At 62.0% G+C, this 14,592-nt stretch carries 17 protein-coding genes; 11 read left to right on the top strand and 6 right to left on the bottom strand.

The window, feature by feature from the left end:
* Positions 1–22 precede the first annotated feature (22 nt).
* The 8 genes from CFI11_RS09125 to CFI11_RS09090 all read left to right on the top strand — a co-directional run bounded on the left by CFI11_RS09125 (position 23) and on the right by CFI11_RS09090 (position 8,022).
* Entirely contained in the window at positions 23–577 is a 555-nt protein-coding gene (locus tag CFI11_RS09125) for a CvpA family protein (protein ID WP_130405185.1), read from the top strand.
* A 246-nt stretch (positions 578–823) separates the two neighbouring features.
* Positions 824–2,281 carry an amidophosphoribosyltransferase gene (gene purF, locus CFI11_RS09120; protein WP_130405183.1) on the top strand — a complete coding sequence of 486 codons (1,458 nt, stop codon included), beginning with the start codon at positions 824–826 and terminating at the stop codon, positions 2,279–2,281.
* 306 nt (positions 2,282–2,587) lie between these two features.
* Complete coding sequence (locus CFI11_RS09115) at positions 2,588–2,860, top strand: hypothetical protein (RefSeq protein ID WP_130405181.1); 273 nt, start codon at positions 2,588–2,590, stop codon at positions 2,858–2,860.
* 41 nt (positions 2,861–2,901) lie between these two features.
* Positions 2,902–3,549: an SDR family oxidoreductase gene (locus CFI11_RS09110; protein ID WP_130405179.1), complete on the top strand. Its 648-nt coding sequence runs from the start codon at positions 2,902–2,904 to the stop codon at positions 3,547–3,549.
* A gap of 98 nt (positions 3,550–3,647) precedes the next feature.
* A complete protein-coding gene (surE, locus tag CFI11_RS09105; protein WP_130405177.1) occupies positions 3,648–4,430 on the top strand; it encodes a 5'/3'-nucleotidase SurE in 783 nt (260 codons plus the stop codon).
* Positions 4,427–5,074 carry a protein-L-isoaspartate(D-aspartate) O-methyltransferase gene (locus CFI11_RS09100; RefSeq protein ID WP_130405175.1) on the top strand — a complete coding sequence of 216 codons (648 nt, stop codon included), beginning with the start codon at positions 4,427–4,429 and terminating at the stop codon, positions 5,072–5,074. Before surE ends, CFI11_RS09100 begins: the two co-directional genes overlap by 4 nt.
* A 60-nt stretch (positions 5,075–5,134) precedes the next feature.
* Positions 5,135–6,292: a peptidoglycan DD-metalloendopeptidase family protein gene (locus tag CFI11_RS09095; RefSeq protein ID WP_130405173.1), complete on the top strand. Its 1,158-nt coding sequence runs from the start codon at positions 5,135–5,137 to the stop codon at positions 6,290–6,292.
* Positions 6,293–6,816: 524 nt separating this feature from the next.
* Positions 6,817–8,022: a LytS/YhcK type 5TM receptor domain-containing protein gene (locus CFI11_RS09090; protein ID WP_130405171.1), complete on the top strand. Its 1,206-nt coding sequence runs from the start codon at positions 6,817–6,819 to the stop codon at positions 8,020–8,022.
* A 133-nt stretch (positions 8,023–8,155) separates the two neighbouring features.
* Here the strand turns inward: CFI11_RS09090 and CFI11_RS09085 are convergent, their stop codons facing one another.
* The 4 genes from CFI11_RS09085 to tatA are packed head-to-tail and all read right to left on the bottom strand — an operon-like array spanning position 8,156 to position 10,574.
* Positions 8,156–9,022 carry an ATP-binding protein gene (locus CFI11_RS09085; RefSeq protein ID WP_130405169.1) on the bottom strand — a complete coding sequence of 289 codons (867 nt, stop codon included), beginning with the start codon at positions 9,020–9,022 and terminating at the stop codon, positions 8,156–8,158.
* Positions 9,019–9,900 (bottom strand): twin-arginine translocase subunit TatC, encoded by an 882-nt coding sequence (tatC, locus tag CFI11_RS09080; protein ID WP_130405167.1) that lies wholly within the window; start codon positions 9,898–9,900, stop codon positions 9,019–9,021. The genes CFI11_RS09085 and tatC overlap by 4 nt, the downstream gene beginning before the upstream one ends.
* The gene (gene tatB, locus CFI11_RS09075; RefSeq protein WP_130405165.1) at positions 9,897–10,352 is read right to left on the bottom strand and encodes a Sec-independent protein translocase protein TatB; all 456 of its coding nucleotides are present in this window, start codon (positions 10,350–10,352) and stop codon (positions 9,897–9,899) included. The genes tatC and tatB overlap by 4 nt, the downstream gene beginning before the upstream one ends.
* A gap of 6 nt (positions 10,353–10,358) precedes the next feature.
* Positions 10,359–10,574: a twin-arginine translocase TatA/TatE family subunit gene (gene tatA / locus CFI11_RS09070; protein ID WP_130405163.1), complete on the bottom strand. Its 216-nt coding sequence runs from the start codon at positions 10,572–10,574 to the stop codon at positions 10,359–10,361.
* A gap of 227 nt (positions 10,575–10,801) precedes the next feature.
* Between tatA and CFI11_RS09065 the strand changes: the two genes are divergently transcribed.
* Positions 10,802–11,107 carry a hypothetical protein gene (locus CFI11_RS09065; protein ID WP_130405161.1) on the top strand — a complete coding sequence of 102 codons (306 nt, stop codon included), beginning with the start codon at positions 10,802–10,804 and terminating at the stop codon, positions 11,105–11,107.
* Between the two features lie 21 nt (positions 11,108–11,128).
* Positions 11,129–11,797: a YafY family protein gene (locus CFI11_RS09060; protein ID WP_130405159.1), complete on the top strand. Its 669-nt coding sequence runs from the start codon at positions 11,129–11,131 to the stop codon at positions 11,795–11,797.
* On the opposite strand, the gene CFI11_RS09055 is transcribed toward CFI11_RS09060, so the two are convergent.
* On the bottom strand, positions 11,794–12,681 hold the full coding sequence (locus tag CFI11_RS09055; RefSeq protein WP_130405157.1) for a LysR family transcriptional regulator: 888 nt from the start codon (positions 12,679–12,681) through the stop codon (positions 11,794–11,796). The two genes, CFI11_RS09060 and CFI11_RS09055, sit on opposite strands and share 4 nt — an antisense overlap.
* 94 nt (positions 12,682–12,775) lie before the next feature.
* Between CFI11_RS09055 and CFI11_RS09050 the strand changes: the two genes are divergently transcribed.
* The gene (locus CFI11_RS09050; protein ID WP_130405155.1) at positions 12,776–13,399 is read left to right on the top strand and encodes a class I SAM-dependent methyltransferase; all 624 of its coding nucleotides are present in this window, start codon (positions 12,776–12,778) and stop codon (positions 13,397–13,399) included.
* On the opposite strand, the gene CFI11_RS09045 is transcribed toward CFI11_RS09050, so the two are convergent.
* On the bottom strand, positions 13,396–14,439 hold the full coding sequence (locus tag CFI11_RS09045; RefSeq protein ID WP_130409974.1) for an ABC transporter ATP-binding protein: 1,044 nt from the start codon (positions 14,437–14,439) through the stop codon (positions 13,396–13,398). The two genes, CFI11_RS09050 and CFI11_RS09045, sit on opposite strands and share 4 nt — an antisense overlap.
* Between the last annotated feature and the right edge of the window lie 153 nt (positions 14,440–14,592).

Genomic DNA, 14,592 nt, shown 5'->3' with positions numbered 1-14,592 from the left:
TCAGCAAGACAGGCAGGGACGTATGGAAGGCTTCACCATCATTGACGGCATTGTCGCCGTAATCATCGTTCTGTCGGCGCTTCTTGCCTATGCGCGGGGGCTGGTGCGCGAAGCCATGGCGATTGCCGGCTGGATCGCGGCAGCCGTCCTTGGATTTATATTCGCGCCTCAGGTCGAACCGCTGGTCAAGGAAATCCCCGTTATCGGAGAGTTCATCGCCGAAAGCTGTGAGCTTGGCATCATTGCCGCCTTCGCCGCAGTCTTTGCGCTTGCCCTGATCGTGGTGTCGTTCTTCACCCCGCTTTTCTCGTCCCTTGTTCAGCGTTCCGCCCTTGGCGGCATCGACCAGGGGCTAGGCTTTCTGTTTGGCGTGGCGCGCGGGATCCTTTTGATCGCGATTGCCTTTTTCGTCTATGACACCGTCATCACCGGCCAAAGCTTTACAATCGTCGATGAAAGCCGCTCCGCTCAGGTCTTCGACCGCTTTACCGCCCAGATCGAGGCGCAGAACCCGACCGAGGCGCTTGGCTGGATCACCCGCCAGTACGAAGAGCTTGTCGGCGTCTGCGGTCAATAAACCAGCCCGGTCCTTGCGATCCTCGCACCGATCAGATCGTCGATGTCCCTCTGCGCCGGCTTGGCCCAACAGCGCTAAAACCTATATGTCACGTGAAGCGCTTGATGGCGCATCGGCAACGCACAAGGCCCATCTGGCTGACCCCACGGCGACAAACGTGATAGTTTCGTGACAGCCGTGCGCGAAGCTCGTATGGAGAGGTTAAACAGGACGACGGATTCGGAGCTGCCCCTCGTGTCCCCATTCATGCCCCCCGCACACCCTTTCGATGACGACAAGCTCCGCGAGGAATGCGGTATATTCGGGGTTGTGGGCGCAAGCGACGCCGCCAATTTCGTCGCTCTTGGCTTGCATGCCCTCCAGCATCGCGGCCAGGAAGCGGGCGGTATCGTGGCGCATCATCCTGACCATGGCTTCAACTCCGCCCGGCGCTTTGGCTATGTCCGCGACAATTTCACCAGCCAGTCGGTGATGGAGACCCTGCCCGGCTCTCTCGCCATCGGTCATGTGCGCTATTCCACCGCGGGCTCGAAGGGGCAGACGGCCATCCGTGACGTGCAGCCCTTCTTTGGCGAGTTTTCCATGGGCGGCGCGGCGATTGCGCATAATGGCAACATCACCAATGCCGACGCGCTGCGGCGCGAGCTGATCGAGCGCGGGTCAATCTTTCAAAGCTCATCCGACAGCGAATGCATCATCCACCTGATGGCGCGGTCGATGGGCCGATCGATCCCCGACCGGATGGAGGAAGCGCTGCGCAAAGTGGAAGGCGCATTCTCGGTCGTGGCGATGACACGGACCAAGCTGATCGGCGTGCGCGATCCTCTGGGCGTGCGCCCGCTGGTTCTGGGCCGCATCGGCGATGGCTGGGCGCTGAGTTCGGAAACCTGTGCGCTCGACATCATCGGAGCCGATTTCGTCCGCGAAATCGAGCCCGGAGAGATGGTGGTCATCAACGATCAGGGCGTGGAAAGCCACTTCCCTTTCCGCCCCGCAAAGTCGCGTTTCTGCATCTTCGAACATGTCTATTTCTCCCGCCCCGATTCGATCCTGGGCGGGCGGTCGGTCTATGAAACGCGCGAAAATATCGGGCGGGAACTGGCCAAGGAAAGCCCGGTCGAAGCCGATCTGGTCTGTCCGGTGCCCGACAGCGGCACGCCGGCGGCAATCGGCTATTCGCTGGAAAGCGGCATTCCCTATGCGATGGGGATCATCCGCAACCAGTATATGGGCCGCACCTTCATCGAGCCGACGGAGCAGATTCGCAACATGGGCGTCCGGCTGAAACTGAACGTGAACCGCGCGCTGATCCGCGGCAAGCGGGTCATCTTGGTGGACGATTCGGTGGTGCGCGGCACGACCTCCCGCAAGATCAAGGAGATGATCCTCGATGCAGGCGCCAAGGAGGTGCATTTCCGCATCGCCTCCCCCCCGACGGCCTGGCCTTGTTTCTACGGCGTCGACACACCGCAGCGCGAAAAGTTGCTGGCCGCGACAATGAGTGAAGAGGAAATGCGGGATCATCTGGCCGTGGACAGCCTCAAATTCATCTCGCTTGACGGGCTCTACCGCGCGGTGGGCGAGGCACAGGGGCGTGACACGGGATCTCCCCAATATTGCGACGCCTGCTTTTCCGGTGAATATCCCGTGAAGCCGGCGGACATGATCGAAAAAGGCTTCGAACTCAAGCCCGCGGCCGAGTGATCCCGTTGGCCAACGGATCCGTTTTCCGTCACGGAAAACGGACCCCGCGAAGTCAAACCGTTCCACAATGCGGAATTTGAGACAAATTCCGCCGCGCCGCGGGCGCCCGAGCTGCTCAAAAGGCACTTACAGCGCTTCGAAAAAACGTGCTCCAGACGGCAGCGGCAACGGTTTGCCAGTCCATGAGCGTTCTCTCGCGGCTCCCGAGGCCTGACGCTTCGTCGTCTCTTTCGGCCAAGTTCCACCGGTGCTAGGGCCGCTGGCTCATTCAGACAAAGAGAGCCTACTCAAGGCTCGGAGCAGGATATGAACACGGCATCGCAGGACAAGGGCGGAGCAACCTCCGACCGGGTGGCAGGTTTTGCCACCGTGGAAGATCAAATCGATTTAAGTGGCACGATCGTTCTTGGTGTGTTCGGCGCGAACACGGATCTGACAGCGCTTGTGCGCCTGCGCAGCGGGCGTGTCCGCCGCGTACGTCGGGGGATGCGACTCTCCGGTTCGGATGTCGCCGGGATCGACAGTGACGGGATCGTACTCCATCGCCATGGCCGGATCAGCCGACTTTCGTTGCGCTGACATATTGACCCGAGCCGCGATCTGTCCCACATCCCGCCCCCATGACACAAACCGCACTTATCACCGGCGCTTCGCGTGGCCTTGGGGCCGCCCTGGCGGAAGCGCTTGCGCCCAGCCATCATGTCATCGCCGTGGCCCGCACGGTCGGCGCCCTTGAAGAGCTAGACGACCGGATACAGGCCGCAGGCGGCCAAGCCACTCTGGCCCCGATGGACATCACCGATCCCGCAGCGATGGCAACACTCTGCCGGGGGGTGCATGATCGCTGGAAACACCTCGATCTCTGGCTACACACCGCCGTCCATGCCGCCCCTCTCAGCCCCGCCGATCACATCGATGCCAAGGACTGGCAGAAATCGCTTGAGGTCAACAGCAATGCCACGGCCCGTCTGATCCCCTTCATCGCGCCTCTTCTGGGCCAAACCGGACAGGCCGTCTTTTTCGACGATCCCCGCGCCGGTGAGAAGTTCTTTGGCCCTTATGGCGCCACCAAGGCCGCGCAAATCGCGCTCGCGCGCAGCTGGCAGGCCGAAACCGCCAAAACCGGTCCGCGCATCCACATCCTCTCCCCCGCTCCGATGCCCACCGCCATCCGGGCGCGGTTTTTTCCCGGGGAGACACGGGCCGACCTCGCCGCTCCCGCGGACGAAGCACGGCGGGTGCTGAGCGAGATCGGGTTGCGGACCTGACATCACTGGCAGCAGCCGGGATATTTTAGATCCGGAGCGGCAGGCTTGCTTGCCCCGCTTCGGTCGCTTGTCTATCAAGATCAAAAGGGGCAGGCTTTATGCGTATTCTCATCACGAACGACGACGGTATCAACGCGCCCGGATTGAAGGTCCTGACCGCTATTGCGGAAGAGCTCGCCGGACCCGAGGGTGAGGTCTGGACGGTCGCCCCGGCCTTTGAACAATCCGGCGTGGCCCATTGTATCAGCTACACCCATCCGATGATGATTGCACAGATGGGCGACCGCCGCTTTGCCGCCGAAGGGTCGCCGGCGGATTGCGTGCTGGCCGGCCTTCATGATGTGATGAAGGACGCACCACCCGAACTTGTCCTGTCGGGGGTCAACCGAGGGAACAATTCGGCTGAAAACGCCCTTTACTCCGGCACCCTGGGAGGCGCGCTGGAGGCCGCCCTTCAGGGTCTGCCGGCCCTCGCACTGTCACAATATTACGGGCCGCGTAACGTTCAGACCCAGAACCCTTTCGAGGCGGCCGCCGTTCATGGTGCGGATCTCATTCGCAAGATCCTTGATGCCACGCCGACGGAGGATGCCGATTACGGCCTGTTCTACAATGTAAACTTCCCGCCGGTGCCAGCCGGTGAGGTCAAGGGCGCGCGCATCGCGGCCCAGGGGTTCCGGCGTGGAACGCATTTTGGTGTAGAACCGCACGCCTCCCCCTCCGGGCGCCGCTTTCTTTGGATCACCGGCGGCAATCAGCATATCCCGACAGCACCCGGAACCGATGCCGCCGTCAATCTGGACGGATACATCTCGGTAACACCCATGCGTGCCGACTTGACCGCCCATGACGCGCTGGATGCACTTCGGGCAATCGAATGACGGATCCCGACGCCGAGATCCGCATGCAGTTTCTCTTTGCGCTCCGGTCAAAAGGGGTGACCGACGCGCGGGTGCTCGGCGCGATGGAGGCGATTGATCGCGGCCCCTTCGTGCGCGGTCTCTTCGCCGAACGCGCCTACGAGGATATGCCGCTTCCCATTGCCTGCGGCCAGACGATCAGTCAGCCATCGGTGGTTGGGCTGATGACACAGGCGCTTCAGGTCGAACCACGCGACAAGGTTCTGGAGGTCGGAACCGGCTCGGGCTACCAGGCTGCGATCCTCTCCAAACTGGCCCGCCGGGTCTATACGATCGACCGGCATGCCCGGCTGGTGCGGGAGGCGCGGTCCGTTTTCTCGCAGCTTGACCTCGTCAACATCACGGCTGTCACGCTGGACGGCTCCTTTGGCCTGCCCGATCAGGCACCCTTCGACCGGATCATCGTGACCGCCGCCGCAGAAGACCCGCCCGGCCCCCTATTGGCGCAACTGAAAATCGGCGGTATCATGGTGGTGCCGGTCGGGCAGTCAGATGCGGTACAAACCCTGATCCGGGTCCGACGGACCGATGAGGGATACGCGTATGACGAGTTGCGCCCGGTGCGGTTCGTGCCCCTCCTGGAAGGGCTGGGCAAGGACGGCTGACGACAGACGTGACCGCGCAAGATCCCGGTCAACAGGGACGCGCCTTGAGGATATCGAGTGATGAGCCATCTTCGCAAAACCGTTCCGCTGCTGGCGGCTTGCCTTGCCATTGCGGGATGCACCGAACCGCTGGACTTTGATCTGCGGGGCAATCTCGGCGGCTTCAGCACCGCCCCGGCGGCCCGCACGGCCACGGCGGAGCGACCGCAGGCGGACGCACGCGGTGTGATTTCCTACCCCAACTATCAGGTCGCGGTCGCGCGCCGGGGGGATACCGTCGCCGACGTGGCAAGCCGGGTCGGGGTGGATGCCGGGGCCCTCGCCCGCTTTAATGGGATCGATGTGGATGTCGGTCTGCGGGACGGTGAAGTTCTGGCCCTGCCCGCCCGCGTGTCGGAGCCTGCCCCGGGAACACCCGGCGCCATCGATATCACGACGCTTGCCGGCAATGCGATTGACAACGCCCCCGCGACAACGCCGGTGGAAACCACGACGCTTGAGCCTTCTCCGGCCGCTGCAGCTCCGGTCGCACAGGAGCCTGTTCGTCACAAAGTGGAACGCGGCGAGACCGCCTTTACCATCGCGCGGCTCTACAACGTTCCGGTACGTTCGCTGGGCGAATGGAACGGTCTGGGATCTGATTTCGCCATTCGGGAAGGGCAGTTTCTGCTGATCCCCGTGGCCTCGCAAACGCCGCCGCGCCGTGGGGCGGCAGGAGCCGCAGATGTGACGCAGCCGGGATCCGGATCGCCAACGCCAACTCCGCCAAGCTCGACAACACCGCTCCCGGACGAGCAGGTGCAAGCGGCCGACACCCCCTCCGAAGCGGAGCCGCCCGTCGATGTCGGCACACCGTCACGCAGCAGCGGCGCAGCCATGGCCTTGCCCGTACAGGGGCGCATCATTCGTGACTACGCCAAGGGGCGCAACGATGGCATAGACATCGCATCGGATCCCGGCACACCGGTTGCCGCGGCCGCGGACGGCACAGTGGCCGCGATCACGGAAGATGCCAACAACGTGCCGATCATCGTTGTGCGCCATCCCGATAACGTTCTCACCGTCTATGCCAATGTAGACGGGATTGCGGTCAACAAGGGCGATCAGGTCAAGCGCGGCCAAAAGCTGGCGCAACTGCGCGAGGGCGACAACGCCTATGTTCATTTCGAGGTGCGGGAAGGCTTTGAATCGGTCGATCCGACGCCGTATCTGAACTGATCCACCTTCGGAGACACCAGATCACTATGAAATGGCGAACACTCCGGGCGCTTTGCAATTCAAATGTGCCACCTGTTGCTCTAGAGTTCTGATATGTTGGCACATTTGGCAAAATTCGGATTGGTAGCAGGGCTGGCTTTGGCGTCTCAAACGGCCCTGGCATGTCCGATTTCCGAGAAAACCTTTCGATACAGGGATGCCGGACTGAGCGGGCAGGTCGGGTTCAGCAAAGACTGTGATTACGTGATCATCCGCCAAGCCGGGGAACAATACTTTGCCCCTCTTGAGCAACGCGGCGACGGATGGGAGGCGCGCCGGGGGCCCTTTGCCGTTCACTTCAGCCAAGATATGCAGTGGATGCGGTTCGAGACACAAGAACTCCGGCATCGGGTTCGCTTGATCCCCACGAACTGAACCGGCAGCAGGTCAGAACGGCCTCAAGGGAAAATATGGCGATTTTTAACTGGTAGCTTTTGGTTAGGTGGCTGCCGCTAGGCTGATCTCTCATCATATGAGGGAACGGTATGAAGCTCGACATTTCAAGCATCCTGGATCTGACCGCCTCCCTGGGGCTGATTGTCATATTGGGATATGCCTATGCACAATTGCGGCGCGGTCTGCGATTTCCAAGGGTCAGTCAGGCGTTCCTGGGGCTCAGTTTCGGCATCGGCGCGGTGTTTCAGATGTACCGCCCGTTCGAGCCGATAGAAGGACTGATCATCGACCTTCGAAACATCCCCATCGCCCTGGCTGGGGCCTTTCTGGGGTGGCAGGCGGCGCTGGTTTGCCTGGGCGTGGCCGCTGCGGCCCGTCTGGGCATCGGCGGGGTCGGCATGTGGGCCGGTGTGCTGGGCATGACCATCGCGATGAGCATGGGACTGACTTGGGCGCATATAACGCGCCAGATCGACAGGCGTTCCGCGTCCCATATGGTGTTGCTCGCTGGCCTCGCTTCGGCCCATCTCCTTGGGGCCACCATCTTGCCCGAGGTCTCGCGCACATGGTTTTTTTCCGAGGCGGCGCTGCCGATCTTGCTGTTGAACATGCTCACGATCCCGATTGTCAGCGGCGTGCTTGAACTCGAACGCATGAAGTTTGAAGATGAAAAACGGCTTCGGGCATCCATCAGCGTTGACCCTGACAGCGGTCTCATGACGCCAAAGACGTTCCAGCGGGAATGCGGGATCCGCGCCAGCGCGATGGGGGATGCCTCCTATACGCGCATGCTGATCCTGCGGTTGCGGCCAAACCATGCCCGGCATAGCTGGGGCAGACCGGCGCTCGCCAAACAACTGCTGGCCGCGATGCATCGCAGGCTGCAGGACGCAATGCCGCAATTCGGCTTCGCGGGAACATTCGGGACCTCGATATTACTGGTGCCGCTGACCCAAGCCGATCTTCTGGATATCGATGACATCCGCGTCAAAACCCGCCGTGCCGTGACCGAGGAACCTTATATCCTGCCCGGCGGCGGGCAACAGCATGTGACCGTCGACATGAAGGTCATGCATGTCCCCCAAGGGGTCGACCTGGAAACGCTGCTCGGGTCCCTGTCCTTCAACAGCCTCATCAAAATACCGCGCATCCCAAAGCAGACCGGAAAGGGAAAGAATGTGACGGGTCAACCCTGCCGCCTCACCCGGTCGGCCGCACCCAGTCAGGCAAGAATAGGCAAGCTGTTCGACAAGGCCGATCTGCTCATGGCCGAAGCCGAACGGCCCGCAGATTGAGGGGTGGGCCCGCAGGGGCCCCTCGTTCTGCGACGCCGGTTCTATCGACCGAAGCGTTCATTAATGTCACAAAGGAAACATGATGAATACGGACTGTGACGGGTGAAAGGCTGCCGCTCTGCGTGCAACTGCCTCAGGGATCTGCCGGGCCTGCTTGTTCCAGCCGCACACCGGAGCGACCGGCGAGATCGACAAAGAACTGCCATGCCACCCGGCCTGAGCGCGCGCCGCGCGTGGCCTGCCATTCGATGGCCTCTGCCCTCAGCGTTGCGGCCTCCGTCTGCACGCCATAGGCCGTGCAATACCCGTCGATCATAGAGAGGTATTCATCCTGACTGCAGGGATGAAAACCCAGCCACAATCCGAACCGGTCCGACAGGGATACTTTCTCCTCGACCGCCTCCGACGGGCTGATCGCGGTGGAGCGTTCGTTCTCTATCATATCCCGCGGCATCAGATGGCGCCGGTTCGATGTGGCGTACAGCACCACATTGTCAGGCCGTCCCTCGATCCCGCCATCCAGCACCGCCTTGAGGCTTTTGTAATGCTGATCATCGTGGCTGAAGGACAGATCATCGCAAAAGAGAATGAACCTGTGCGCAGGCGCCTCCCTCAGATGCGCCAGAAGCCGCCCGACCGACGGCAGGTCCTCCCGTTGCAGCTCGACCAGTTTCAAGGCTGGGCAATCCGCTTGAACAGCGCCATGCACTGCCTTGACTAGGCTGGATTTTCCCATACCTCGGGCGCCCCAGAGCAACGCGTTGTTGGCGCTCAGGCCCTTCGCAAACTGTCGTGTATTCGCCAGCAAAGTGTCGCGTGAGCGATCCACCCCGATCAGCAGATCCAGGTCCACGCGTGCGATCTGATGCACCGGCTCCAGCCGGTCCGGCTCGACATGCCAGACAAAGGCCGGGGCCGCATCGAAATCCGGGGCAGCCAGCGGCGGCGGCGATATCCTGTCCAACGCCGCCGCGATCCGTGCCAGGCTGTCTTCGTTCACTTGCTGTCGTCCCGTTCGAACTCATCCATCAGCGGATCGTCGAACTCTTCCTCGTCATCGTAGTACCCGTCCTCGCGCAATTGCGCCTCGCGCTTGCGCTCCACCCGGCGGACAAGCTGGATCGACACCTCGTAAAGCCCGTAGACCACCACGAAGAGGATCACCTGCGTGATCACGTCCGGCGGGGTCACCAGTGCCGCCAGGACAAGAATGGCCACCACCGCGTATTTACGCACATTGCCCAAACCTTCGGCGCTCACCAGCCCCGCCTTGCCCATCAGGGTCAACAGCACTGGAAGCTGGAAGCAGAGGCCAAAGGCCACGATGAACTTGATCGTCAGGTTCAGATATTCCTGAGCTGAACCCTGAAAGACCACGCTCAGCGGCGCGCCGTCTTCACCCGCCACGGCTTCACCCTCGGCCCCGAATTGCTGGAAGCCCAGGAAGAAATCATAAGCGAGCGGGGTGACCACGTAGAACGCAAAGGACGCGCCCAGAAAGAACATGAAAGGTGAGGCGATCAAAAAGGGCAGGAACGCGCCCTTCTCGGACTTGTAAAGGCCAGGCGCCACGAACCGCCACATCTGCAGGCCGATATAGGGAAAGGCCAGAAGGAACCCGCCAAGCAACGACACCTTGATCGCCACGAAGAAACCTTCCTGTGGCGAGATGAAGATCAGGTCGCAATCCTGCCCCCTCTCGGCCAGCACCTGGCAGAGCGGGTTGGTGAGGAAGTTGAAGATCGGCGTGGCCACGGTGAAACAGATCACCATACCCACCAGAAAACCCACCACGCAGTGAATGAGCCGCGTGCGCAACTCGGCCAGATGCTCGATCAGCGGGGCAGCGCTGTCGTCGATCTCATCCGTCTGGCTCATCCCTTGTCGTCCTTCAGCTCGGCCTCGTATTCCTCGGCCTTGGCCAGGGCCTCCTGCGCCTCGCGGGCCTTGCGCTCGGCCGCCGCGCGCGCCGTGGCGGCCTGGATCTTCTTGGCCTTCTCGGCCCGGTCCGCGGCCAGCTTGCCGGTCTCGCTGTCGGGGTCGTATTTCGTGGGATCGAGGCTTGATGTCATATCACGCGCCGCCTCTTTCACGCCATCCATCGCCGATCCGATCGGGTTGGTCGCGCTCTTCAGCCCCTTGGCCACGTCGCGCACACCGCTTTCATCTGCCGCGTCGTTCATCGCACGGCTGAATTCCCGTGCCATGCCGCGCGCCTTACCCACGAAGCGGCCCACATTGCGAAAGAGCACCGGCAGGTCCTTCGGTCCGACAACGATCAGCGCCACGATCCCGATGACCAGCAGCTCGGCAAAGCCCAGATCGAACATGGGTGCTTACGCCTTGTCTTTCTCGGTCTCGGGCGTGACGTCCTTGGCCGTCTCTGCCGACTGATCCTCAAGCTCGTCATTGCTGTCCTTCACGCCCTTCTTGAAGGCCGTGATGCCCTTGCCCACCTCGCCCATAAGCGAACTGATCTTGCCCCGTCCGAACAGGACCAGCACCACAACCGCGATCAGAAGAAGGCCGGGAAGGCCGATATTGTTCAGCATCTCATATCTCCTCAGGTTCGGACGGGTCCCCAGGCCCGCCTGTAACAAGTTGGCTTCTGTCTAGGTCATCGCCGCCGCTTTCGAAAAGCGACAATGCCGTGTGACGTCTCTACCAACCGGCAAAAAACGCATCGTCTTTGGGATCTCCGCACGCAACTGACAGGTTTATGTCAGTTGTCCCCTGCTAGGTCCAGCCCCATCGCAAGATCGAAAGGACCCCAACCACAATGACCACACATGTCGCTGAAATCGTTACCTTCCGGCTGGAGCCGGGCACCGACCCCCAGGCCTTCGCCGCTGCCGCCAAGGGCACCGAAGCAGCCCTGCGCAAGATGGGTACGCTGATATCGCGCACGCTCAGCTGCGATGAGGACGGTCTTTGGACCGATCACATCGTCTGGGCCTTTATGGAGGATGCAAAGGCCGCCGCCCAGGCAGTGATGCAAGAGCCCAGCTTCCAGCCCTTCGGCAAGATGATCTCGTCCCAAGACCTGGTGATGCGCCACGCCTACATCCACTTGCAGATGGATTAGGCCCCATGCGACGGTCGCGACATGCGTCGCACCGACCGCCTTTTTGACATCATCCAGATCCTGCGCGACGGCAAGCTGCACCGCGCGCAGGACATCGCCGCGCGGCTTGAGGTGTCCGTCCGCACGATCTATCGCGACATGGACACGCTCGTGGCCTCCGGCGTTCCGGTACAGGGCGAGCGTGGCGTGGGTTACATGGCCGTCGACGCCATCACCCTGCCCCCACTGACCCTGACCCCCGCCGAGCTTGAGGCACTCAACCTCGGAATGGCCATCGTCGCCGAAGCCGCCGACCCCGACCTCAAAGCCGCCGCCGATAGCCTCGCGGCCAAGGTCGATGCCGTCCTGCCCGCAGAAACCATCGCCGAGGCGGATGCCTGGAAATTCGCGGTTTATCCCTTTGCCGACGCCGCGCGTGGCTTTTCCCACATGGCGACATTGCGCGGGGCGATCAAGGGCAAACAGAAGCTCCACCTCTCCTACCGTCGCATCGACACCACGCTCACCGCGCGAAAGGTGCGCCCCTTGCACATGGAATATTGGGGCCGTGTCTGGACCCTCACCGCCTGGTGTGAACTCCGCTCTGACTTCCGCGTCTTCCGTGTGGACCTGATCGAAGAGGCCAGCGCTCTCCCGGAGCTCTTCGTCGATGAACCCGGTAAACGCCTCTCAGACTATGACCCGGGCTAACCCGCCAGCGCCTCGGCCAGAAAATCGAACACCACCCGGATGCGCCGGCTCGTGTGCAACTCGCGATGCGTCACCAGCCAGGTCGGCACCGGGATCGGCTCCAGCGGCGGTGCGACCTGCTCCATCTCCGGCGCAAGCGCGGCAATCTGGTCAATGTTCACACCCAGCCCCAGCCCCTGCCGCGCCATCTCCCAGGCCGCGACGGTGCTGTCGACACAGATCGGAAAATTCTCCGGCGTCAGCGAGAGCCCCATCCGGTTCAGCCACAAGATCATCTCGGCCCGGTCGCCCACGCCGACATAGGTTCCGCGGTTGAGATCCTCCAACGTCTCGGGCCGCCCATATCGCGCAATATAGCCGGGCGAGACGTAGATATGCCCCTCCTCCTCCCGCACCAGCCTCGCAATCAGTTCCGGCTGTTCCGGGCGAACGTGGCGAATGGCGATATCGGCCTCGCGCCGTTGCAGATCCCTCAGATCATTGGCCGCGACCACGTCGATCTCGATCCCCGGCACCTGTGCCCTCAACCGCTCCAGAATGCGCGGCAACAGATAGGTCGACATCCCGTCGCTTGCCGTGATCGACACCTTGCCTGCCACCTCCTGCGACCGGCCCGACGCCGTCAGAGAGATCCGCGTGGCCATCTCTCCCATCGCGCGCACGTGGCTGAACAGATCTCGTCCCGTCGGCGTCAGCGCCAGCGAGCGCCCCACCCGTTCAAAAAGCAGTACGCCCAGCGCCTCCTCCAGTGCGGCCACCTGCCGCCCCACCGTAGGCTGGGTGGAGCCTAGCGCCCGCGCCGCCGCCGACAGAGAGCCCTCCTCGACCGTCGCCAAAAACGCCCGCACCTGGTTCCAATCGAAGGAGATCGCCTGCCAATTCATACATATCCGTATATTGGAACTGCGATTTTCAGCAATATCCTTCTGATCTGCGTATGGATAGACAGCGCTCATTCAAACGCCCCGAGGCTCCCCAATGATACATGCAAAAGACTTCTGGGACGGCGTCGCCGTCAAATATTCAAAACAGGCCATCAAAGATCCGGTCGCCTATGAACACACGCTGGCGCGCACGCTGTCTCATCTGCGCCCCACCGATCACGTGCTTGAACTTGGTGCCGGCACCGGCTCGACGGCCCTGCGCATCGCGCCTCACGTGGCGCAGATCACCGCCACCGACATCTCGCCGAAGATGATGGAGATCGCGCGCGACAAGGCGTGGAACGAAAGCGTGTCCAACCTTAAGGTGCAGACTGCGGACCTGCACGATCCAACCATCCCTGCCGGACCCTATGACGCCGTGCTCGCCTTCAACACGCTCCATCTTTTGCGTGATATTCCCGGCGCTCTCGCCCGCGTACGTGGCCCTCTCAAGCCAGGCGGCCTTTTCATTTCGAAATCCGTCTGTCTCGCTGGCTATTATCACCCGTTCCGCCTGATGATCCCGCTGATGCAATGGATCGGAAAGGCGCCTTACGTCCAGATCATGCACCCCTCTGCCCTCGAAGACATGATCCTGCGCGCCGGTTTCGAAATTGTGGAAAGTGGCGACTTTCCCGCCAAACCGCGGTCACGCTACGTGGTGGCGCGGAAAGTCTAGGCGGGGAAGATGAAACAGCGGTTGCGCGGCACGGTCAGCCACATGGCCTTGCCGGGCGTCGGCAGGAACACGTTCGGCACCGTGACTTTCAGAACCGACCCGTCGAAATCCATCCGAAATTCCACAAGGCTCTCATTGCCCATGAACCGTGCCCGCTCCACCACGCCGCGTGCGGGCGTGCCATCGCTGGCCGTGGGCAAGGGGCCTGATCCGTTGCGGTCGAAATCGATGCGCACATGCTGAGGTCGAAAGACAATTTCCACCTCCGTTCCATCGGCAACACCGGGTGCGAGGAAGTCGCCAAAAGGCGTATCCGCAAGCGCCCCTTCAACTTTGGATCGTAAAATATTGGTATCGCTGAAAAAAGCGACTGCTGCGCGGTCATGCGGACGGGTGTAGACGTTGTAAGGCGCGCCCTGCTGCACGATCCGTCCCTCGCGCATCAGCGCGATCTGGTCGGCCATGCGCATCGCCTCTTCGGGCTCATGCGTGACCAGCAGAACCGCCGTGTCCTCTTCCTTCAAAACCGCCAGTGTCTCGTCCCGGATCCCGTCGCGCAGCCGGTTATCGAGGCCCGAGAACGGCTCGTCCATCAACATGATCCTGGGCTTGGGGGCCAGCGCCCGCGCCAAAGCAACACGCTGCTGTTCGCCCCCCGACAGCTCGTGCGGGTAGCCGTCGATGAAGCGCATCAGGTCAACCCGTTCAAGCAGCTCCTCGACACGGGATCGTTTGAACTCCCGGCTGCCTTTCAACCCGAAAGCCACGTTGTCGGCGACGCTGAGATGCGGGAAGAGGGCGAAATCCTGAAACATCAGACCGATACCACGCCGCTCGGGTGGTACGCGAAAGACCGTGTCGCAGATCAGCGTTCCGTCGACCCAGATCTCGCCGCTGTCCTGCATTTCCACACCCGCGATCATACGCAGCGTCGTGGATTTTCCGCAGCCCGACGGACCCAAAAGGCACATCACCTCGCCCGGCTGGATCGCAAGCGAGACGTCCTCGACCACCGCCCGCCCGTCAAATCGCCGCGTCATGTTGCGCACCTCAAGCCGCGGCGTGTCGGTCTGCACTCTTGCTCATCCTTCCCGGAACCCGACCAAAAACATCGGGCTTTGGGGCAGATATCAACACACCCCGGCCCGTGCAAGAGCGGGTCCCCTGCTTCTTTGGGTCAAAAATATCCCGGG

The organism is Thalassococcus sp. S3, from assembly GCF_004216475.1.
In the GTDB taxonomy this organism is placed as follows: domain Bacteria; phylum Pseudomonadota; class Alphaproteobacteria; order Rhodobacterales; family Rhodobacteraceae.
This window is presented reverse-complemented; position numbering and strand designations above follow the sequence as displayed.